This window comes from Ruegeria sp. HKCCA4812, assembly GCF_013034245.1.
Taxonomy (GTDB): domain Bacteria; phylum Pseudomonadota; class Alphaproteobacteria; order Rhodobacterales; family Rhodobacteraceae; genus Ruegeria.
Window position 1 is genome coordinate 1,141,884 of the sequence record NZ_WQFQ01000001.1, and the last position, 19,922, is coordinate 1,161,805.

The 19,922-nt window shown below is 58.9% G+C and carries 20 protein-coding genes; 8 read left to right on the top strand and 12 right to left on the bottom strand.

The window, feature by feature from the left end; genetic code table 11:
* The first annotated feature begins 91 nt into the window (after positions 1 to 91).
* The 7 genes from GOW04_RS05710 (at position 92) to GOW04_RS05735 (ending at position 7,553) form a co-directional block, all read left to right on the top strand.
* Positions 92 to 2,986 (top strand): formate dehydrogenase subunit alpha, encoded by a 2,895-nt coding sequence (locus tag GOW04_RS05710; RefSeq protein ID WP_152457710.1) that lies wholly within the window; start codon positions 92 to 94, stop codon positions 2,984 to 2,986.
* A gap of 12 nt (positions 2,987 to 2,998) precedes the next feature.
* A complete protein-coding gene (gene fdh3B / locus GOW04_RS05715) occupies positions 2,999 to 3,592 on the top strand; it encodes a formate dehydrogenase FDH3 subunit beta (RefSeq protein WP_010439472.1) in 594 nt (197 codons plus the stop codon).
* A 111-nt stretch (positions 3,593 to 3,703) separates the two neighbouring features.
* Entirely contained in the window at positions 3,704 to 4,054 is a 351-nt protein-coding gene (locus GOW04_RS05720) for a putative quinol monooxygenase (RefSeq protein WP_171231803.1), read from the top strand.
* Positions 4,055 to 4,081: 27 nt separating this feature from the next.
* A complete protein-coding gene (locus tag GOW04_RS05725) occupies positions 4,082 to 5,278 on the top strand; it encodes a formate dehydrogenase subunit gamma (protein WP_171231804.1) in 1,197 nt (398 codons plus the stop codon).
* Entirely contained in the window at positions 5,279 to 6,541 is a 1,263-nt protein-coding gene (locus GOW04_RS05730; RefSeq protein ID WP_171231805.1) for a c-type cytochrome, read from the top strand. It abuts the gene before it with no gap.
* A 13-nt stretch (positions 6,542 to 6,554) separates the two neighbouring features.
* On the top strand, positions 6,555 to 6,680 hold the full coding sequence (locus tag GOW04_RS22145) for a hypothetical protein (RefSeq protein WP_256367747.1): 126 nt from the start codon (positions 6,555 to 6,557) through the stop codon (positions 6,678 to 6,680).
* On the top strand, positions 6,681 to 7,553 hold the full coding sequence (locus GOW04_RS05735) for a helix-turn-helix transcriptional regulator (protein ID WP_171231806.1): 873 nt from the start codon (positions 6,681 to 6,683) through the stop codon (positions 7,551 to 7,553).
* Between the two features lie 49 nt (positions 7,554 to 7,602).
* On the opposite strand, the gene GOW04_RS05740 is transcribed toward GOW04_RS05735, so the two are convergent.
* The 10 genes from GOW04_RS05740 to GOW04_RS05785 form a co-directional block, all read right to left on the bottom strand.
* A complete protein-coding gene (locus GOW04_RS05740; RefSeq protein WP_171231807.1) occupies positions 7,603 to 8,418 on the bottom strand; it encodes a substrate-binding domain-containing protein in 816 nt (271 codons plus the stop codon).
* 22 nt (positions 8,419 to 8,440) lie between these two features.
* Positions 8,441 to 9,175, bottom strand: coding sequence for an ATP-binding cassette domain-containing protein (locus GOW04_RS05745; protein WP_171231808.1), 735 nt, complete (start codon positions 9,173 to 9,175; stop codon positions 8,441 to 8,443).
* The gene (locus GOW04_RS05750; RefSeq protein WP_171231809.1) at positions 9,168 to 9,881 is read right to left on the bottom strand and encodes an ABC transporter permease; all 714 of its coding nucleotides are present in this window, start codon (positions 9,879 to 9,881) and stop codon (positions 9,168 to 9,170) included. The genes GOW04_RS05745 and GOW04_RS05750 overlap by 8 nt, the downstream gene beginning before the upstream one ends.
* A gap of 157 nt (positions 9,882 to 10,038) precedes the next feature.
* A complete protein-coding gene (locus tag GOW04_RS05755) occupies positions 10,039 to 11,028 on the bottom strand; it encodes an ABC transporter substrate-binding protein (RefSeq protein WP_152457702.1) in 990 nt (329 codons plus the stop codon).
* A 59-nt stretch (positions 11,029 to 11,087) separates the two neighbouring features.
* The gene (locus GOW04_RS05760) at positions 11,088 to 11,933 is read right to left on the bottom strand and encodes an ABC transporter permease (RefSeq protein WP_171231810.1); all 846 of its coding nucleotides are present in this window, start codon (positions 11,931 to 11,933) and stop codon (positions 11,088 to 11,090) included.
* Positions 11,930 to 12,847, bottom strand: coding sequence for an ABC transporter permease (locus tag GOW04_RS05765; protein WP_152457700.1), 918 nt, complete (start codon positions 12,845 to 12,847; stop codon positions 11,930 to 11,932). Before GOW04_RS05765 ends, GOW04_RS05760 begins: the two co-directional genes overlap by 4 nt.
* The gene (locus GOW04_RS05770) at positions 12,844 to 13,287 is read right to left on the bottom strand and encodes a GNAT family N-acetyltransferase (protein ID WP_245217983.1); all 444 of its coding nucleotides are present in this window, start codon (positions 13,285 to 13,287) and stop codon (positions 12,844 to 12,846) included. Before GOW04_RS05770 ends, GOW04_RS05765 begins: the two co-directional genes overlap by 4 nt.
* The gene (locus GOW04_RS05775) at positions 13,277 to 14,074 is read right to left on the bottom strand and encodes an ABC transporter ATP-binding protein (RefSeq protein ID WP_171231811.1); all 798 of its coding nucleotides are present in this window, start codon (positions 14,072 to 14,074) and stop codon (positions 13,277 to 13,279) included. Before GOW04_RS05775 ends, GOW04_RS05770 begins: the two co-directional genes overlap by 11 nt.
* Before the next feature lie 55 nt (positions 14,075 to 14,129).
* Entirely contained in the window at positions 14,130 to 15,584 is a 1,455-nt protein-coding gene (gene hydA, locus GOW04_RS05780) for a dihydropyrimidinase (RefSeq protein ID WP_171231812.1), read from the bottom strand.
* A gap of 92 nt (positions 15,585 to 15,676) precedes the next feature.
* Complete coding sequence (locus tag GOW04_RS05785; protein WP_171231813.1) at positions 15,677 to 16,927, bottom strand: Zn-dependent hydrolase; 1,251 nt, start codon at positions 16,925 to 16,927, stop codon at positions 15,677 to 15,679.
* A 172-nt stretch (positions 16,928 to 17,099) separates the two neighbouring features.
* Here GOW04_RS05785 and GOW04_RS05790 point away from each other — a divergent pair, with 172 nt between their 5' ends.
* A complete protein-coding gene (locus GOW04_RS05790; RefSeq protein WP_171231814.1) occupies positions 17,100 to 17,708 on the top strand; it encodes a TetR family transcriptional regulator C-terminal domain-containing protein in 609 nt (202 codons plus the stop codon).
* Between the two features lie 47 nt (positions 17,709 to 17,755).
* On the opposite strand, the gene preA is transcribed toward GOW04_RS05790, so the two are convergent.
* On the bottom strand, positions 17,756 to 19,060 hold the full coding sequence (gene preA / locus GOW04_RS05795) for an NAD-dependent dihydropyrimidine dehydrogenase subunit PreA (RefSeq protein WP_171228556.1): 1,305 nt from the start codon (positions 19,058 to 19,060) through the stop codon (positions 17,756 to 17,758).
* An 18-nt stretch (positions 19,061 to 19,078) separates the two neighbouring features.
* Positions 19,079 to 19,915 (bottom strand): methyltransferase domain-containing protein, encoded by an 837-nt coding sequence (locus tag GOW04_RS05800; protein WP_171231815.1) that lies wholly within the window; start codon positions 19,913 to 19,915, stop codon positions 19,079 to 19,081.
* Between the last annotated feature and the right edge of the window lie 7 nt (positions 19,916 to 19,922).

Here is a 19,922-nt window from a genome sequence, read left to right on the forward strand (position 1 = left end):
ACACCCGACTGACGGTTGCGATTGGCCCCGACGTCGGCTTCAGCAGTACCAAGCCAGCCGTGGCATACACGGCGCGCAAGGGAGGAAACAAATGCTTAGGAAAAAGACCAACGGGGTTGCGAGACGCCCCCAGCGGACAAGTATCCTGTCCCAGGTCGGCGAGAAAACCGTCGATCGCCGCGCATTCCTGCGTGGATCGGGCCTGACGATCGGCGGCCTTGCCGCGATCAGCGCCACGGGTGGAACCGTGACGCCAGCCAGCGCCCAGACCGCAGCCAACACGGCTGTCGAGAACATCAAGTCCGTCTGCACGCATTGTTCGGTCGGTTGCACGGTGGTTGCCGAAGTTCAGAACGGCGTCTGGATCGGGCAGGAGCCCGGCTGGGACAGTCCGTTCAACCTGGGCGCCCATTGCGCCAAGGGTGCCGCCGTTCGCGAGCACGCCCATGGCGAGCGCCGCCTGAAATATCCGATGAAAAAGGAAGGCGGAGAGTGGAAGCGCATCAGCTGGGAAGAGGCGATCAACGAGATCGGCGACGGCATGATGAGCATCCGCGAAGAATCCGGGCCTGACAGCGTGTACTGGCTGGGTTCCGCCAAGCACAACAACGAACAGGCCTATCTGTTCCGCAAGTTCGCCGCCTACTGGGGCACGAACAACGTGGACCATCAGGCCCGGATCTGCCACTCGACCACTGTTGCGGGTGTTGCGAATACATGGGGCTACGGCGCCATGACCAACAGCTACAACGACATGCACAACAGCAAGGCGATCTTCATCATCGGCGGCAACCCGGCCGAGGCGCATCCCGTGTCGCTGCTGCATATTCTGCGCGCAAAAGAGCAGAACAACGCCCCGCTGATCGTCTGCGACCCGCGCTTTACGCGCACTGCGGCGCATGCGGATGAATATGTCCGTTTCCGGCCCGGCACGGACGTTGCGCTGATCTGGGGTATCCTCTGGCACATCTTCGACAACGGTTGGGAAGACAAAGAGTTCATCCGCACCCGTGTCTGGGGCATGGATCAGATCCGCGAAGAAGTTGCCAAGTGGAACCCGGATGAGGTGGAACGTGTCACCGGCACTCCGGGATCGCAGTTGAAGCGGGTTGCCCGCACGATGGCCAACAACCGTCCTGGAACGGTTGTCTGGTGCATGGGCGGAACGCAGCACACCAACGGCAACAACAACACCCGCGCGTATTGTGTACTTCAGCTTGCACTGGGCAACATGGGAACCTCGGGCGGAGGCACCAACATCTTCCGCGGTCATGACAACGTTCAGGGCGCAACGGACCTTGGTGTTCTTTCCCATACCCTGCCCGGCTATTATGGCCTGTCCGCAGGCGCATGGGGTCACTGGGCCCGTGTCTGGGGCGAAGAACCTGAATGGCTGGCCGGTCAATTTGCCACGATCAAGGACAAGGACGGCAAGGACAAACCGCTGCAGAACGAGCGCGGCATTCCTGTTTCTCGCTGGATCGACGGTGTTCTGGAAGACCCGGCCAACATGGATCAGGACAACAATGTCCGCGCCATGGTTCTGTGGGGCCACGCGCCCAACTCGCAGACTCGGATGACGGAAATGAAGACGGCGATGGAAAAGCTGGACATGCTGGTCGTGATCGACCCGTATCCCACCGTTTCCGCCGTTTTGCATGACCGGACCGATGGCGTTTACCTGTTGCCGGCCTGCACGCAGTTCGAAACCCGTGGCTCGGTCACGGCCTCGAACCGGTCGCTGCAATGGCGCGACAAGGTGGTCGATCCGCTGTTCGAAAGTCTGCCGGACGAGGTCATCATGGCCAAGTTCGCCAACAAATTCGGCTGGGCGGATCGGTTCTTCCGCAATATCGAGATGGAAGACCCGGAAACCCCGAATGTTGAAAGCATCACGCGTGAGTTCAACTCGGGCCTCTGGACCATCGGCTATACCGGTCAGTCGCCGGAACGTCTGAAAAGTCATATGGCCAACCAGCACACGTTCGACAGAACCACGCTGCAAGCCATTGGTGGACCAAACGACGGCGAATATTACGGTCTACCGTGGCCCTGTTGGGGCACACCGGAAATGGGCCATACGGGGACACCAAACCTCTATGACATGTCCAAACCGGTGGCTGAAGGCGGCCTGACCTTCCGTGCCCGTTTCGGCGTGGAACGCGACGGCGACAACCTGCTGGCCGAAGGGGTCTATAGCGTTGGATCGGAAATTCAGGATGGCTATCCAGAGTTTACGATGCAGATGCTGATGGATCTTGGCTGGGACGGTGATCTGACGGCCGAGGAACGCGCGGCTATCGACGCCGTGGCCGGACCAAAGACCAACTGGAAAACCGACCTGTCCGGCGGCATCCAGCGGGTCGCGATCGCACATGGCTGTGCGCCCTTCGGGAACGCCAAGGCCCGCGCGGTTGTCTGGACCTTCCCGGATCCGATCCCACTGCATCGCGAGCCGCTCTATACCAATCGGCGCGATCTGGTGGCGGACTATCCCACCTACGAGGACCGTCAGGCCTATCGCCTGCCCACCCTTTATGCATCGATCCAGAAGAACGACTTTTCAAAGGATTACCCGATAATCCTCACGTCTGGTCGTCTGGTCGAATATGAAGGCGGCGGTGACGAAACCCGGTCCAATCCGTGGTTGGCTGAGCTTCAGCAGGACATGTTCGTCGAGATCAACCCGCGTGATGCCAACAACCTTGGCATTCGGGACGGATCACAGGTCTGGGTCGAAGGCCCCGAGGGCGGCAAGGTCAAGGTGATGGCGATGCTGACCAACAGGGTCGGTGCCGGCGTGGCCTTCATGCCGTTCCACTTCGGCGGCCATTTCCAGGGCGAGGACCTCAGGGAGAAATACCCCAAAGGTGCAGACCCCTATGTGCTGGGTGAAAGTACCAACACCGCCCAGACCTACGGCTATGATTCAGTAACCCAGATGCAGGAGACCAAGGCGACTCTCTGCAAGATCTGGGCAGCGTAAGGAGGACGATTAATGGCTAGAGCAAAGTTTCTCTGCGACGCTGAACGCTGCATCGAGTGTAACGCCTGCGTAACCGCGTGTAAGAACGAACACGAGGTGCCGTGGGGCATCAACCGCCGCAGGGTGGTGACGATCAATGACGGCAACCCGGGCGAACGCTCGATCTCGGTCGCCTGTATGCATTGTTCGGATGCGCCGTGCATGGCGGTGTGCCCGGTCGACTGCTTCTATCAGAACGAAGAAGGGGTCGTGCTGCACTCCAAGGACCTGTGCATTGGCTGCGGCTATTGCTTCTATGCGTGCCCCTTCGGCGCGCCGCAATATCCGCAGGCGGGTAACTTCGGATCGCGCGGCAAGATGGACAAATGTACCTTCTGCGCCGGCGGCCCCGAAGAAACGCACTCAACCGCAGAGTTCGCCAAATACGGTCGCAACCGGATCGCCGAGGGCAAGCTGCCCATCTGCGCCGAAATGTGTTCCACCAAGGCCCTGCTCGCCGGTGACGGCGACGTGGTTTCCGCAGTTTACCGTGAGCGCGTCGTGGCGCGCGGTTTCGGCTCGGGCGCCTGGGGTTGGGGCACGGCCTACGACCAGAAAGACGGTTGAAATCGGGCTTTCGACAAAACAGCCTCCCGCCCTTTGCGGGGGGCTTTTCAGGTGATGTGATCGGGGATCCGTTTCCTGCAACGTCACAGCAAACAAATTTGAGAGGCGCGCATGACCAATCATGTTTACTGGCTGCTGAAGCTTGACCTCGATCTGGATAAAAAGGATGAGTTCGAAGCGCTTATGGCGGAAATGGTCGCGGCCACGCTGCAAGAAACCGGCGCCAGAAGCTATGAATGGCACATGACCGGTTCGGCTGTTCATATCTATGAACGCTATGCCAGTTCCGAAGATGCCATGATACATATGCAAAATTTTGGTGCTAACTTCGCTGAACGGTTTCTGGCCCTACTGACGCCAGTGGGATTGGACGTGTATGGTCCGGCCAAGGATGATCTTCGCGAAGCGCTCACGCCAGTCGGCGCCGTTTTTCACCAGCAAATCGGTGGATTTGACCGCTGATATGAAAATGCACAGGAGGATATCCCTATGCGTCTGATTCAGTTTCTGCTCGTTTCGATTTTTCTGACCGGAGCCGCATGGGCGCAAGAGACCTCTGAACCCACGGCGGATGAGCGCACCTCGACCGGCGGAGCGACAACGCTGGAAGACATTCTCGCCCGGCAGCGTGGTGAAACCGTCGACAACAGCTATCGTTCCGAGAACACAGGTCAGGGCAATGCCGAGGGGTTGCTGGGGCAGCTTGGCACGCGTGGTGTGGCCTCGGACAGTGACGTGTATCGCGCTTTGCGCTATGGCTCGGCTGATGTGACGGTGTCTTCTCATGGTCCGGCAGACAGCGTGCTGATTCAGGATGGCGGCATGTGGTGGCTGACCTTCCGCACCGGACCGCTGCGCGAATACGGCACCTATGTCATTGCCGGGATGCTGGGTATCATCCTGTTGTTTTTCCTGATCCGAGGCAAAATTCGCATCGATGGTGAGAAAACCGGCCGCACGGTCACGCGATTCAATGGGTTCGAGCGGTTCGGCCACTGGCTGTTTGCCGGGTCGTTCCTGATCCTTGGCGTCACGGGCCTGCTGACGCTTTATGGGCGCGACTTCCTGATCCCGGTTTTCGGGAAAGAGGGCTTTGCGGCCCTCGCACAGGGCTGCAAGTGGTTGCACAACAATCTGGCCTGGGCCTTCATGCTGGGCCTGATCATCGTCACGGTAAACTGGATTGCCCATAACATCCCCAACCGCGTCGATCTGAAATGGCTGGCCGCAGGTGGCGGGTTGTTCACCAAGAACAGCCACCCGCCGGCCAAGAAGTTCAACGCCGGTCAAAAGATCATATTCTGGGCCTGCATCCTGCTGGGCGTCTCCATCAGCCTGTCAGGCCTGTCGCTGTTGTTCCCGTTCGAGATGCCCTTGTTTGCCAAAACCTTCCAGATCGCCAATGCGACCGGTATTCCGCAAATGATGGGCCTGAACCTGCCGGAGCAGATGTCGCCGCAGGAAGAAATGCAATATGCCCAGGTCTGGCACGTGATGGTTGCTTATGTGTTCATTGCGATCATCGTGGCGCATATCTATCTCGGCTCTGTCGGAATGGAGGGCGCCTTTGACGCCATGGGCACCGGCGAGGTCGAAGAACAATGGGCCCGTGAACACCACTCTTTGTGGCTGGAAGAGGTTCAGGAAAAAGAGGCAGGCAAAACCGCCGCCTCGCCAGCTGAATAGATGCGGGGGCTGGTTCTGGCCCTGGCGCTGATCCCTCTGCCCGCCTCGGCCGAATTCTTCACGCTCAAGGGACACGGCGGCCCAATCATGGGGATCGCCACAGCCCCGGACGGGCGTATCGCAACAGCCAGTTTCGACAATTCCGTCGGACTGTGGGCTGATCGGACCCCCGAATGGCTGGAAGGTCACGAAGCCGCCGTGAACGCCGTTGCCTTCAATGGCACGGCCATCTACTCGGCCGGAGATGACTTCACCCTGCGCAAGTGGCCCGGTGGCGACGTGGTTGGGCGACATCAAGGCAAGATCGTGGGTCTGGCAGCATCCAAGACCCACGTCGCAACCGCCAGTTGGGACGGAACGATTGGGCTTTGGCCCGTAAACGGAGCCGCGCCCACAACTCTTGGGCCAACCGGAAGCGGTGTGAACGCCGTGGTGTTTTCTTCTGACGGCACACGGCTTTATTCCGCAGGCATGGATGGGTCGCTGCGCATTTGGGACATCTCGAACGGGCAAGAGATCATCCGGCTCATCGAACACGGGTTCGGCATCAACGAACTGGTCCTGAATGAACAGGACAACTGGATCGCTTACGGTGCCGTTGACGGAGTGACCCGAATTCTGGACCTTTCCACCGGTGAAGAACGCGATTTCACTCTGGATCGTCGTCCGATCCTTGCCATGGCGCTCAGCCCGGATCGTCGGTTTCTGGCCGTTGGTGACGGCGAAGGCTATATCATGGTCATCGATACCTCGGACTGGCGCATCGCGCAGGACTTTCGTGCAACGTTGCGGGGGCCAGTCTGGGCCCTGGCCTTTTCGGTCGATGGTGAAAACATCCATGCTGGCGGGATCGACGAGGCCATGTACAGTTGGCCGGTCACCGCCTCATCCGACCGGCAACAGATGGCTGCTGCCGAGCCGAGTTTTCTGCAAAACCCCGACGAGATGGACAATGGTGAGCGTCAGTTCGCGCGGAAATGCTCGATCTGTCACAGCCTCACCCCCAACAGCCAGCGCCGCGCAGGTCCCTCCTTGCACGGGGTTTTCGGCAGACGAGCGGGCACGTTACCGGGATATTTGTACTCGGATACGCTGCAAGGCTCTGATATCATTTGGAATGACGAAACGATAAATGCTCTTTTCGACGAAGGGCCTGACCATTACATTCCGGGGTCCAAGATGCCGATGCAGCGAATTACACAAGCTCAGGATCGTCTGGATCTGATTGCTTTTCTGCGCCGCGCAACGGGTGCCCGGAACTGAACTGGAGGAGACCATGAAAGCCTTTCTTGCCGCGGTCGCCGCAATGGTCGTCATTGCAGTGGCAGCCCCTGTCGTGCTGGATCGGATCGGGTTCACCGCCGCCGATGCCACGTCCGGCTCTGCCGTGCGCCTCGACTGAATGTCACAATACCTGACCACCCGCGAACTGGCCGATCTGCTGCGCATCGGCGAGCGCAAAGCCTATGATCTTGCCTCCTCGGGCGAGGTGCCCTGTGTTCGCGCCATGGGCAAACTGCTGTTCCCGCGGGCCGAAATCATTGCCTGGCTCAACGCGTCGCGATCCGGTCCGCAGGTGGCCGAACCGCCTCTGCCTCCGATCGTAGCAGGCAGCCATGATCCTCTGTTGGACTGGGCGCTGCGTGAAAGCGGATCGGGGCTTGCCACCTATTACGACGGCTCCTTTGACGGGCTGACACGGCTGAGCGAACGCAGCGCACAGGCGGCCGTGTTGCACATCCACGAAGACGGAGGGTTCAACGAAAAATCCCTGCGGGACGCCTTGGGCGAAGGGCCGGTGGTGTTGTATGAAATCGCCCGGCGCAAGCGCGGGCTGCTTCTTGCCCCGGGCATATCGGATATCAAAACGTTCAAGGATCTCAAATCGCGCCGCGTGATCATGCGTCAGGACAGTGCGGCCAGCCAACACCTGTTCGACAGCCAGCTGAAAGCCCATGGCATGAGCCGAGACGATCTGGACGCGACCCCCGGCTGCGCACGCACGGAAGAGGAACTGGCCATCGCCCTTCACGGCGAAAAGGCCGAGGCCGGCTTTGGGCTGGGGGCTTTGGCAGGGCTTTACAACCTGGGTTTCGTCCCCACCCATTCCGAGAGGCTGGATCTGGCGATTTGGCGCAGGTCATATTTTGATCCGCCAATGCAGAAACTGATAACGCTGCTGCGCTCGGATCAATTTGCGCAAAGGGCCCGAGAATTCGGTGGCTACGACCTGTCGGGCCTGGGCACGATCCACCACAACGGTGTCAGCGGTTGAGCCCTCATCCGCCTTTTACCTTGTCAGGATGCGCCCGCCGCAGGCCGGCTTAGTCGGCGTTCGGAAAGAACACCTGCTGCCCGTCCAGCCTGAACGACGCAATCGCCTCCTGCCCGTCCGGCCCCGTCAGCCAGTCGATGAAACGCTGGCCGGCCGTCGCCCGCACATGCGCGTGCTTGTCAGGGTTTACAAGAATCACGCCGTATTGATTGAACAGGCGCGGATCCCCTTCGACCAATACCTCAAGATTTCCGCGGTTCCCAAAAGACAGCCACGTGGCCCGATCCGTCAGCGTATAGGCATCCATTCCACTGGCCACGTTCAGCGTCGCCCCCATACCAGATCCGGTCTCGCGATACCACGTACCCGAAGCTTCGGCAGGGTCCAGCCCGGCCGCGGACCAATAGCCCAGTTCAGCCTTGTGTGTTCCGCTGTCGTCACCGCGTGATGCAAACGGCGCTTCGGCCTCGGCGATTTTCGACAGCGCGGCCAACACATCGGCGCCGTCGCGAATTCCGGCAGGGTCAGACTTGGGGCCGACCAGAACGAAATCATTGTACATCAGATCCTTCCGCTCTACGCCCCAACCGTCAGCAACAAATTTCTCCTCGGCTGGTTTGGAGTGAACCAAAAGAACATCCCCGTCCCCGTTGATGGCGTTGCGAATGGCCTGACCGGTTCCAACCGCCACGACACGAACATCGATACCTGAATCGGCTTCGAACCACGGAAGGATGTATTCCAACAGTCCCGAGTTCTGTGTGGACGTGGTCGACTGCACCACAATATACGGCTCTTCCGCCGAAACCGCGCTGGTCAACAGGCCCAAAGCCACCGCCGCTGCCCGAATTGCTTTTCGGAACATCACTCTCTCCGCTTTCTCAGTTTCAAGTAACCAATCCGCCCGCCAAATAGCGGCGCGACGCATCGCTTTCGGGTGAATCCAAAACCTGTTTTGCCACACCATGTTCCACGACATGCCCGCCCTGCATCATGACCACGTCCGAGGCCAAACGACGTGCCTGACCGATATCATGCGTCACCATTACGATCCGCACGGCCCGAGCCGATGCCCGCAATATCATTCGTTCGATCATCTGGGTCGCGCTTGGATCCAAGGCGCTGGTGGGCTCGTCCAGAAACAAGGTCTCGGGGTCCAGCGCCAGCGCACGGAGAATCGCCAATCGCTGCGCTTCTCCCCCGGACAATGACCGCGCGGGTTGTCTGGTCTTGCCGTCCAGCCCGCCTTCGGCCAGCAATTCGGCGATACGGGCCTTACGGGCCCTTCGCCCCATGCCTTGACGCTTGAGAACGAAGTCAAGGTTTGCCGCAACTGATCGACGCAGCAGAACCGGTTTCTGAAACACCATCGCCTGGCGGGCTTTCTGTGCCGCGCCCAGCGGTTTTCCACCTTGCACGACCTGCCCCCGATCCGGCGTGATCAGCCCGTGAAGACAGCGCAGCAACAGGCTTTTGCCTGCACCGTTGGGGCCAAGAATCAAGGTTGGCCCCGGCCCATCCAGAACCAATGACGAGACGTCCAACAACGCCTTGCCGTTACTGCGGATTTGCAGGTTCTCGACTTTCAGGCAATTCACCGCGTCGCAGAACAGGTCACGCATGACGTACCCCTTCCCGTTCGGCCCGCAGGCTGACCGCGCTGACCATCGCGTTCACGGCCACCGCGATCCCAATCAGGATTGCCCCCAGCGCCAGAGCCAGCGCTAGATTTCCCTTTGACGTCTCCAACGCGATCGTTGTCGTCATCACGCGCGTCACATGATTGATGTTGCCGCCCACGATGATCACCGCGCCGACCTCGGCAATGGCGCGCCCAAACCCCGCAAGCAAGGCCGTAACCAGTGCCAACCGCGCATCCCAGAGAAGCACGGGAACTGATGCCAGCCGCGACACGCCCAGTGATCGCAGCTGTTCGGAATATTCCTCGGCCAGCATTTCGACCACCTGCCGGGTCAATGCCGCGATAATGGGAGCGACCAACACGACCTGCGCAATGATCATGGCCGTCGGGGTATACAAAAGCTCTAGCACACCCAACGGACCGGAGCGAGACAGCATCAGATAGACCAGCAGCCCCACGACCACGGGCGGAAACCCCATCAGGGCATTCATCAGAACGATCAGCATCCGCCGCCCCGGAAACCTAGCCACAGCCAGGGCGGCACCGACGGGCATGCCGATCAGGGCAGAAATCAGAACCGCAAACACGGATACTTTCAGGGACAACAGCACAATCGCCCACAGCTCTGAGTCTCCCTCAAAGATCAGCGCGATGGCAGAGCTGAATTCTGATGCAAATCCCTGCATTTTATCCCATGGAATTCACATTTCGTATGAAATGCGCTCGTTTACAGGTAAATACTACTCTGATTTCAGGTCGAGTACAGACACATATCCGGCATTTAGAATGAAAAACGCGGCCCCGCTTGGGACCGCGCTTCAATTCCCTAAGGAAAGGCTGAGATCAATTCAGTGCAGCATCGGTGATCTGATGTGTCCAGGCCCCTTCGGGCTTTTTGGTAATAACCGGATCAGACCCGCCTGCCAGCAATGTGTTGACGGTGCGGTCGAAATCAGCTGGGTCCAGCGCGCCGTTCGACCCTGCGGTCAACTTGGCGATCTCACCCATCATACGCTTTTGGTGCTCTTCCGTCTGGGCACCGGTTGCATCGTTTTCCAGAACGATTTCCGCCGCTTCGTCCGGGTTCTCCTCGGCATATTTCCATCCCTTCATCGACGCGCGAACGAACCGCTCCATCTTGTCGGCGAAGGCCGCATCGCTCAGGTTCTCTTCCAGCACATAAAGACCGTCTTCCAGCGTTGCCACGCCCTGGTCTTCGTATTTGAAGGTCACCAACTCATCCGGGCTGACACCGGCATCGATGACCTGCCAGTATTCATTGTAGGTCATGGTGCTGATGCAATCCGCCTGACGCTGAAGCAACGGGTCGACGTTGAAGCCCTGCTTCAGAACTTCCACTCCGTTTTCGCTTTTGCCGTCGGTGCTGATGCCCAACTGGCTCATCCAGCTCATGAAGGGAAACTCGTTGCCAAAGAACCAGACACCCAGCGTGCGGTTTTTGAGGTCTTCGGGCGACGAGATCCCGGCGTCTTTCCAGCAGGTCAGCATCATGCCCGAGCTTTTGAACGGTTGCGCGATGTTCACCAGCGGCAGCCCTTTTTCACGGGCAGCCAGCGCGGCAGGCATCCATTCGACGGTCACATCGGCACCACCGCCTGCAATCACTTGCGTCGGAGCGATGTCAGGCCCGCCGGGCAGAATGGTGACGTCCAGCCCCTCTTCTTCGTAAAAGCCCTTGTCCTTGGCAACATAATAACCCGCGAACTGTGCTTGCGTGACCCATTTCAGTTGCAATGTCACCTCATCCGCCGCCAGCGCCGCACTGGCTGCCAGGCTAAAGGCGGCAACCGCCCCGCTTAGTAGCTTGTTCATCTTCACTTCTCCTAGTTGCTTGTTGTGCCCCAATTTCGGGGTCTGTTGATTTCTTTGTTTTATCCGCGCTGTGACGGGTGCCAGAAGGTCACCACTTTTTCGATCCCCGCCACCAGCCCATAAAAGGCCGTGCCGGCCAGTGCCGCAACAACGATTTCGGCCCAGACCATGTCCAAAGACAATTGCCCGACGCTGGTAGAGATCCGGAACCCCATACCAAGTGTCGGTGAACCGAAGAACTCGGCCACGATAGCGCCGATCAGAGCCAAAGTGGTGGAAATCTTCAATCCGTTGAAAATGAAAGGCATCGCTGCGGGCAAACGCAGTTTCATGAAGCTCTGCCAATAGGTTGCGGCATAGGTCTCCATCAGATCGCGCTGCATCGAGGTGGCTTCCCGCAGGCCTGCCACGGTGTTGACGAGCATCGGAAAGAACACCATCACAACCACCACCGCCGCCTTGGAGTGCCAGTCGAACCCAAACCACATCACCAGAATGGGGGCGGTTCCGACAATCGGCAGGGCGGCCACGAAATTCCCGACCGGCAACAGGCCCAGGCGCAGGAAATCCCAGCGATCCACCGCAATCGCCATCAGAAAGGCCGCGATGCACCCGATGACATAGCCGCTGAGCGCGCCCTTGATGATGGTCTGCACAAAATCAGCCCACAGGATCGGAAGGCTGTCCGCAAACCGTACCGCAATCACCGACGGCGCTGGCAGGATGACCAGAGGAACCTCAAGCCCGCGCACCAGAAGCTCCCAGATCCCGATGACCGTCAGGCCAAAGATCAGCGGGGCCAGAAACCGCACCATTCGGGTGTCAGCATAAGGCCCGCTGGCCAACCGGCTGTTCAACCACCAGCCCAAAAGCCAAAGCAGGACAGCACACAAAACCAGTATCATTGCGCCATCCCCATCCGTTTCAATACGGCCCGTTCAATCAGCCCCAGCAGCCCGACCAGGCACGCCGCCAGAATGGCAGCCGCGAACAAAGCCGACCAGATCTGTACCGTCTGACCGTAATAGCTGCCGGCAAGCAACCGCGCGCCCAGACCGGCAACAGCCCCTGTCGGAAGCTCACCAACAATGGCGCCGACCAGCGACGCGGCGATCCCGATTTTCAGCGAAGTGAACAGATACGGCATGGATGCCGGCAGGCGCAATTTCCAAAAGCCCTGAGACCGGCTGGCGTTATACGTCCGCAACAAGTCCAGCTGCATCGCATCGGGGCTGCGCAGGCCCTTGACCATGCCGACGACAACCGGAAAGAAACTCAGATAGGCCGATATGATCGCCTTGGGAATGATGCCCTGGATACCAACGGAATACAGCACCACAATGATCATCGGCGCCAGCGCGATGATCGGAATGGTTTGACTGACAATGGCCCATGGCATGACCGACAGGTCCATCACGCGGCTATGCACGATACCCACGGCCAGAAGGATCCCCAGGCCGGTGCCAATCGCAAACCCAAGCATCGTCGCGCTGAGCGTGACCCAGCCATGATAGATCAGCGACCGTTTCGAAGTGATCTTTTTCTGGACCGTCGTTTCCCACATTTCCACGGCGACCTGATGCGGGGCCGGCAAACGAGGCCTGTCCTGTTCCCACGTGGCCGGGATGGCGAATGTGTTGTTCAAAACAAGACCAACCTCAGACATGTCCCGCCGGTCCTTGGCGGATGGCGGCTGCACGATGGCCCCCGCGCGTTCCTGTTCGGTCAACACGCCCTTTATGTTCATCGGAATACAGGCCACGTACCAGAACAGAACAATTGCGGCGATGACGGTGAATACGGCGGTGACTTGCTTCATGCACGCCACTCCATCCGATATACGGGCACGGTATCCGGCGGCACAGGGGGTTCCTCGGCCGTCACTTCAAACCCTTCACGGCGATAAAAACGTTGCGCCGCCGTATTGGGCCGGTGCGTCGTCAGCCAGAGAAAATTTCGGCCCTCTTTTGCTTTGTCGACAAGGCGCTTGCCGATACCCTGCCCCGTCCGGCTGCAATACAGCGCGCCGATTTTATTCTGTGCCGGGTCCACTGACATGTAGCAATCGACCGGATCACCTGCGACCCACATTTCGCGGCTGTCGAATGCGTCACTGATCAGCTTTGCCAGCTCGTCGACAGGAAGTTCGTCGGGCATCCAGTCCGTTTGCGTGGCCCAGTCATGAACAACCCTGGCGCAGGCAGGCACATCGTCTGGCGCCGCGCGCCGGATCTTATCCGCATTCAGCTCAGCCGTCATTGGAATGCCCACCCCGCAAACCTTCGCGCACCCGATGCGCGACCTCGATGAATTCCGGGGTGTCGCGAATGTCCAGCGGCCGTTCCTTGGGCAGCGGGCTGTCAATCACATCGGCGATCCGCCCGGGCCGTGGGCTCATCACCACGATCTTTGTGCTCAGATAAACCGCCTCGGGAATGGAATGCGTCACAAATCCGATCGTCTTTTCCGTACGCGCCCAAAGCTCAAGAAGTTGCTCGTTCAGATGGTCCCGCACGATCTCATCCAGCGCCCCAAACGGCTCGTCCATCAGCAGGATATCCGCGTCGAACGCAAGGGCCCGAGCAATACTGGCCCTCTGCTGCATCCCACCGGACAACTGCCAGGGAAACTTGCCGCCAAACCCTTCCAAATCAACTAGTTCCAGGACTTTTCTCACCCGTTCATTCTGTTCGGCAGCAGGGTATCCCATGATCTCAAGAGGCAGTTTTATGTTCTTTGCTATGGTGCGCCAGGGATATAGGCCCGCCGCCTGAAAGACATACCCGTACGCCCGGTTTCGACGCGCCTCATCAGGCGTCATACCATTGACAGTCAGCGTCCCGCCCGTAGGAGCCTCAAGGGCTGCAATACAGCGCAGAAAGGTGGTTTTGCCACAGCCGGACGGCCCGATGAAACTGACGAAATCGCCCTTGTCGATAGTCAGGTTCACGTCTTTAAGCGCGTGTACTGGCCCATCATTGGTCTGGAATGTCAGGTCCAGCTGCCTTGCCTCGATGACGGGCTGGGTCGTGCTTTCAGTGTTCATTTTATTGCCTTGAAAAGAGTGGTGTCAGGGCCGCCAGCAAAGCGGCCCCAACTGATCAAACACCGGTCGCCGGAATTCCTGTCCGCTCGACGGGTCTTGGGGCGGTCAGCTCTTTCCAGGTGCTCAGCGCCTTGTTGACGGTGGTGTTCGCCTCACGCGCGACAAAGTCCCCATGACCTTCCTGCGTCCGGATTTCACCATCATGCACCGCCACCTGACCCCGCGTCAGAGTAAAGCGCGGCAGACCTTTGACCTCTTTGCCCTCGAACACATTGTAGTCGATCGAAGATTGCTGCGACGCGGCGCTGATTGTCTTGCTTTTCTCAGGATCCCAGACAACAAGATCAGCATCCGCCCCGACCAGAACCGCACCCTTTTTAGGATAGCAATTCAATATCTTGGCAATGTTTGTTGAAGTGACAGCCACGAATTCGTTCGGTGTCAGACGCCCAGTGTTGACCCCATGTGTCCACAGCATCGGCATCCGGTCTTCCAGCCCGCCGGTGCCATTCGGGATCTTGGTGAAATCCCCGACGCCAAAGCGTTTCTGTTCGGTTGTAAAGGCGCAATGATCAGTTGCAACCACGCTCAGCGTTCCCGATTGCAGGCCATTCCACAGGCTGTCCTGATGCTGTTTGTTGCGGAACGGAGGACTCATGACCCGTCGCGCCGCATGGTCCCAATCCTGATTGAAATATTCACTTTCGTCCAATGTCAGGTGCTGGATCAGGGGTTCTCCCCACACCCGTTTACCCTGCATTTTTGCCCGGCGGATGGCTTCATGCGCCTCTTCACACGAGGTGTGTACAACATACAGCGGGACACCCGCCATGTCCGCGATCATGATCGCCCGATTGGTGGCTTCACCTTCCACCTGCGGCGGGCGCGAATACGCATGTGCCTCGGGGCCGGTATTGCCTTCAGCAAGCAGCTTGGCACTCAGTTCTGCCACCACATCCCCATTCTCGGCATGCACTAGGGCGGTACCGCCAAGCTCGGCAAGACGCTTGAACGAGGCGAACAGCTCATCATCATTCACCATCAGCGCGCCCTTGTAGGCCATGAAATGCTTGAAGGTGTTGATACCGCGCGTCTCGATCACGGTTTTTATGTCGTCGAACACCTGTTCCCCCCACCAGGTCACCGCCATATGGAACGAATAGTCACAATTCGCCCGGGTCGACTTGTTGTCCCAACGTTTAAGCGCATCCAGCAGGCTTTCACCCGGATTGGGAAGTGCAAAATCGACAACCATGGTGGTGCCGCCCGCCAGGGCCGCCCGCGTCCCGCTTTCAAAGTCATCGCTGGAATAGGTGCCCATGAACGGCATTTCGAGATGGGTATGAGGATCAATCCCGCCCGGCATCACTAAACAGCCGGTTGCGTCCAGTTCCTTGTCCCCCGTCAGGTTCATACCGATTTCGGTGATCACGCCGCCCTCGACCAACACATCCGCCTTGTAAGTCAAATCCGCGGTGACAACGGTTCCGTTTTTGATGACAGTACTCATTTTGAACTCCCTGATGCGGTCTGCGCCGCTTGCTTCATCTGGCCAAAAATATCCCGGGGGAGTCGCCCTCGGGGCGACGGGGGCAGCGCCCCCTATTCCACGATTTCGGCAGTCTCGACCACGGCATGCAGCAAAACATCCGCCCCGGCTGCGGCCCATTCCTTGCTGATTTCTTCGGCTTCATTGTGGCTCAGCCCGTCAACACAGGGGCACATGATCATCGCGGTCGGCGCAACCCGGTTGATCCAGCAGGCATCATGCCCCGCGCCCGAGATGATATCAGTGTGCGAATAGCCCAGCCGTTCGGCTGCGTTTCGCACGGCCGATACGCAAGCATCGTCAAATTTCACCGGATCGAACCCGCCGACTTTCTCGAATTCGATCTGAAGGCCCATCTCGTCAACGATGTCCTCGGCAGCCACCCGCAGGCGGTCTTCCATGTCGGTGATCACCTCCAGCTCGGGCGAGCGGAAATCGACCGTAAACACCACCTTGCCCGGGATCACATTGCGAGAGTTCGGGTAGACATCGATATGCCCCGCCGCGCCCACCGCATGCGGAGCATGAGACCATGCGATCTCGTCGACTTTCTCCAGGATCCGCGCCATGGCCAGCCCGGCATTCTTGCGCATCGGCATCGGTGTCGATCCGGTATGCGCGTCCTTGCCTGTTACCGTGATCTGCGTCCAGCTCAGCCCCTGACCATGGGTGACGACGCCAATATCCTTGCCTTCGGCTTCAAGGATCGGGCCCTGTTCGATATGCAGTTCAAAGAACGCATGCATCTTGCGGGCGCCCACCTCTTCATCACCACGCCAGCCGATCCGGTTCAGCTCATCCCCGAACTTTTTGCCCTCAGCATCTTCGCGGTTGTATGCCCAGTCTTGCGTGTGCATCCCGGCAAATACGCCTGAAGACAGCATCGCCGGCGCGTAACGCGTGCCTTCTTCGTTTGTCCAGTTGGTAGCGACGATCGGATGTTTCGTATTGATCCCCAGGTCGTTCAGCGTCCGGATCAGTTCCAGCCCACCCAGGACACCCAGCACGCCGTCAAACTTACCGCCTGTCGGCTGCGTATCCAGATGCGATCCCACGTAAACCGGCAGCGCGTCGGGGTCAGTGCCTTCGCGGCGGGCAAACATGTTGCCCATCTGGTCAAGCCCCATGGTGCACCCTGCTTCCTCGCACCATTTCTGGAACAAGGCGCGGCCTTCCGCGTCCTCATCCGTCAAGGTCTGGCGATTGTTGCCACCGGCGACACCCGGGCCGATCTTGGCCATCTCCATCAGGCTGTCCCACAACCTGTCGCCATTGATCCTGAGATTCTGCGCCGGAGCTGCCATGTTCATCTTCCCTGTTTGCTCGCGAGTTGGCTCGCTTTTGATGTCTTGATTTGACCATATGGTCAAACTCACGCTATCACGGGTTCGGTATCAGTCAAGAATTTGCGCGGTTCAGCTGAAATTTTCAGTACGTCCCGCACCTGTTCGACGAAAAAAGAGACACGCTGAAAACATGCCAAAAGACCGCGCACCGACCCGTATTCAGAAAAAGAACCGCGCCGCGATTCTAGAGGCCGCCCTGAACGTGTTTTCAGCCCACGGGTTTCGCGGCGCAACCGTAGACCAGATCGCGGCAGAAGCAGGTCTGAGCAAGCCGAACCTGCTGTACTATTTCCCATCAAAAGAAGCGATCCATACTGAATTGCTGTCCGGCCTGCTGGATACCTGGCTGGCTCCGCTGCATGATCTGGACGCCGACGGCGATCCGATGGAGGAAATCCTGGCATACATTCGGCGCAAGTTGCAGATGAGTCAGGAGGTACCACGGGAAAGCCGCCTTTTTGCCAACGAGCTTGTACAGGGCGCGCCGCGTATTCACGATGCATTGTCCAATGATCTCAAGACACTGGTCGACGAAAAGGTCACGATCCTTACCGGCTGGATGGATCAGGGAAAAATCGCGCGGGTGCACCCCTACCACCTGGTGTTTTCGATCTGGGCCTTGACGCAGCACTATGCAGATTTCGATGTTCAGGTTCGTGCAATTCTGGGCAACGAAGATCCGTTCGAGGGCGCAGAAACTTTTGTTGACACGTTGTACCGCAAACTTCTGAGCCCCTGAAAAAAGGGGCCGAAAAAACGGCCCCTTGACGATCTGTCGCAATCCCCTCATTCGGCCGCCTTGGCCATCGGGTTGTTCGGATGCGTCGTCCAGTTCGCATAGGTTGGCTGAACTTCTTTTCCGGTCCGGGGATCAACCTCGCCCGCTGCCATCGGCACCATATCGATGCAGCCTTCGATCGGACAAACATCGACGCATAGGTTGCAGGCGACGCATTCGTCATCCATCACCTCAAAGACGCGGTCCTCGGACATGGAAATCGCCTGGTGGCTGGTGTCTTCGCAGGCCGCATAACACCGGCCACACTTGATGCACTGATCCTGATCGATCTTCGCCTTGGCGACGTAGTTGAGGTTCAGATACTGCCAGTCGGTGACATTGGGCACCGCACGTCCGATCACTTCATCAATGCTGGAATAGCCTTTCTCATCCATCCATTCCGACAGCCCTGCCGTCAGTTCGTCGATGATCTTGAAACCATAGGTCATCGCAGCGGTGCACACCTGAACGTTGCCGCAACCCAGCGAGATGAACTCGGCCGCGTCACGCCAAGTGGTGACGCCGCCGATGCCGGAAATCGGCAGGCCTCGTGTCGCCTCGGCCCGCGCGATCTCGGACACCATCGACAATGCAATGGGCTTGACGGCGGGGCCGCAATACCCACCGTGGCTGCCTTTGCCGTCAATGGACGGTTCAGGGCTGAACGTGTCCAGATTGACGCTGGTGATCGAATTGATGGTGTTGATCAGCGACACCGCATCCGCGCCACCGTTTCTGGCTGCCGCAGCCGGTTTGCGGATGTCAGTGATGTTCGGCGTAAGCTTAACGATGACCGGACGGTCGTAATACTGTTTGCACCAGCGCGTGACCATCTCGATATATTCCGGAACCTGCCCCACGGCCGAGCCCATACCACGTTCACTCATCCCATGAGGGCAGCCGAAGTTCAGCTCGATCCCGTCCGCACCGGTTTCTGCCACGCGTGGCAGAATGGCCTTCCATGCTTCTTCCTCACACGGAACCATGATCGACGCGATCAAGGCGCGATCCGGGTAATCGGATTTGACCCGCGCCATTTCCTCCAGGTTCACCTCGAGAGGGCGATCCGTGATCAGTTCGATATTGTTCAGGCCCAGCAAACGGCGGTCGGCCCCGTAGATTGCGCCATAGCGCGGGCCATTCACGTTCACGACCGGAGGTCCTTCTGCGCCAAGCGTTTTCCAGACAACGCCGCCCCACCCGGCTTCGAAGGCGCGGCGCACATTGTATTCCTTGTCCGTCGGAGGCGCAGAGGCCAGCCAGAACGGGTTGGGGCTGGAAATGCCCAGAAAGTTTGTCGTCAGATCGGCCATGGCTTCTCCCTTCCCGGCTCAGCCGGATTTTTTGAATATCATTTCGGTCGGGCGAATACGCCCGGCCTTGAGGTTTTTGACGTAGTTTTGGAACTTTTCGGGCGCCGTTTCGCCCATCATCAGGTGGATTCCCAGCGGCGCTGGTCCGGTCTCGGCTATCTTGGCAAACACGTCTTCGAAGAACTGGATCGCAAACGCGGTGCGGTCTGTTTCGGCAACCAGCTCAAGACCAGCCGCGGCCGCAGCGTCTTTGTATACCTCTGGCGCGTGAACAAAGGAGGTTTCCGGAAAAGTGGACCAGGGAAGCGGAAAAGCCAGCGGCTCATCCACCTCTCCGCCCATGACGTCGAACAGGGCAAAGGTGCCACCGGTGGCCAGTACGCGTGACACTTCAGCGAACAGCCCCGCTTTGTCTTCGATATTCATGCCCACATGCATCATGACGGCAAGGTCGAACCCGGCATCCGGCACAGGCATGTCCAGAGCACTGCCAACGTGAAAGCTGGTCTTTTCGGAATGCCCGACCAGATCGCTGAGCGCAGTTGCGGTTTCCACGAACTCGGGCGTCAGATCGACCCCTGTCACCGTTGAGTCATATTTGTCCACTATGTACCGGGATGTGCCTCCGATGCCGCATCCAACATCCAGAACGCGTGTCGCATGGGTCGGGGAAAGTTGCGCAAACAGGTTGTCGGTCGCAAGAACGCCGCCTGTATGGAATTCATCCCCCGCCTTCAGATCAGCGACCGTGGCCGCATCCGGGTCGATGCCGCTGGCCTTCAGCGCCGCGCGGACGCGTTCGGTCAGTGCACCGGTGGTATAGTGTTGAGCAACAGCTTGTTCGATCTGGGACATGGGAATA

Excerpts from the sequence above, each read along its gene's own strand:
- GOW04_RS05760 (WP_171231810.1), bottom strand. The coding sequence starts at position 11,933 with ATGATACTGGTTTTGTGTGCTGTCCTGCTTTGGCTTTTGGGCTGGTGG.
- GOW04_RS05710 (WP_152457710.1), top strand. The coding sequence starts at position 92 with ATGCTTAGGAAAAAGACCAACGGGGTTGCGAGACGCCCCCAGCGGACA.
- preA (WP_171228556.1), bottom strand. The coding sequence starts at position 19,060 with ATGGCCGATCTGACGACAAACTTTCTGGGCATTTCCAGCCCCAACCCG.
- GOW04_RS05745 (WP_171231808.1), bottom strand. The coding sequence starts at position 9,175 with ATGCGTGACCTGTTCTGCGACGCGGTGAATTGCCTGAAAGTCGAGAAC.
- GOW04_RS05755 (WP_152457702.1), bottom strand. The coding sequence starts at position 11,028 with ATGAACAAGCTACTAAGCGGGGCGGTTGCCGCCTTTAGCCTGGCAGCC.
- GOW04_RS05775 (WP_171231811.1), bottom strand. The coding sequence starts at position 14,074 with ATGAACACTGAAAGCACGACCCAGCCCGTCATCGAGGCAAGGCAGCTG.
- GOW04_RS05765 (WP_152457700.1), bottom strand. The coding sequence starts at position 12,847 with ATGAAGCAAGTCACCGCCGTATTCACCGTCATCGCCGCAATTGTTCTG.
- GOW04_RS05735 (WP_171231806.1), top strand. The coding sequence starts at position 6,681 with ATGTCACAATACCTGACCACCCGCGAACTGGCCGATCTGCTGCGCATC.
- fdh3B (WP_010439472.1), top strand. The coding sequence starts at position 2,999 with ATGGCTAGAGCAAAGTTTCTCTGCGACGCTGAACGCTGCATCGAGTGT.
- GOW04_RS05790 (WP_171231814.1), top strand. The coding sequence starts at position 17,100 with ATGCCAAAAGACCGCGCACCGACCCGTATTCAGAAAAAGAACCGCGCC.
- GOW04_RS05730 (WP_171231805.1), top strand. The coding sequence starts at position 5,279 with ATGCGGGGGCTGGTTCTGGCCCTGGCGCTGATCCCTCTGCCCGCCTCG.
- GOW04_RS05785 (WP_171231813.1), bottom strand. The coding sequence starts at position 16,927 with ATGGCAGCTCCGGCGCAGAATCTCAGGATCAATGGCGACAGGTTGTGG.
- GOW04_RS05770 (WP_245217983.1), bottom strand. The coding sequence starts at position 13,287 with ATGACGGCTGAGCTGAATGCGGATAAGATCCGGCGCGCGGCGCCAGAC.
- hydA (WP_171231812.1), bottom strand. The coding sequence starts at position 15,584 with ATGAGTACTGTCATCAAAAACGGAACCGTTGTCACCGCGGATTTGACT.
- GOW04_RS05800 (WP_171231815.1), bottom strand. The coding sequence starts at position 19,915 with ATGTCCCAGATCGAACAAGCTGTTGCTCAACACTATACCACCGGTGCA.
- GOW04_RS05720 (WP_171231803.1), top strand. The coding sequence starts at position 3,704 with ATGACCAATCATGTTTACTGGCTGCTGAAGCTTGACCTCGATCTGGAT.
- GOW04_RS05740 (WP_171231807.1), bottom strand. The coding sequence starts at position 8,418 with ATGTTCCGAAAAGCAATTCGGGCAGCGGCGGTGGCTTTGGGCCTGTTG.
- GOW04_RS05750 (WP_171231809.1), bottom strand. The coding sequence starts at position 9,881 with ATGCAGGGATTTGCATCAGAATTCAGCTCTGCCATCGCGCTGATCTTT.
- GOW04_RS22145 (WP_256367747.1), top strand. The coding sequence starts at position 6,555 with ATGAAAGCCTTTCTTGCCGCGGTCGCCGCAATGGTCGTCATTGCAGTG.
- GOW04_RS05725 (WP_171231804.1), top strand. The coding sequence starts at position 4,082 with ATGCGTCTGATTCAGTTTCTGCTCGTTTCGATTTTTCTGACCGGAGCC.